A 244-nucleotide genomic window follows, 5' to 3' on the forward strand; every position below is an offset into this window, starting at 1 on the left:
CTACCGAAGCTATTCCGCAAGAAAGCTTTAGCTCTAGGAACGTGAATCCTGATTATATCGCCAGATATCAATCCGAGGAAGTTTCTACAGAAGACGATGTAGTTTATTTTGACGAAGAAAGTAGCAGCGAGGAAGGAAATGCTGATATTAATGCCTACGACAATTACCGAGTTAATAATTCTGGTTCTAATTTTAATTCCAATTCAGCCTTCAATATGGGCTTGAACATGGGAATGGGAATGGG

General features: G+C 39.8%; 1 pseudogene. It reads left to right on the plus strand.

Features of this window, described 5'->3' with window-relative positions:
* A pseudogene (locus tag I5349_RS13975) lies at positions 1–244 on the plus strand (hypothetical protein); the annotation flags it as partial.

The sequence above is a fragment of the Penaeicola halotolerans genome (assembly GCF_016464625.1).
In the GTDB taxonomy this organism is placed as follows: domain Bacteria; phylum Bacteroidota; class Bacteroidia; order Cytophagales; family Cyclobacteriaceae; genus Penaeicola; species Penaeicola halotolerans.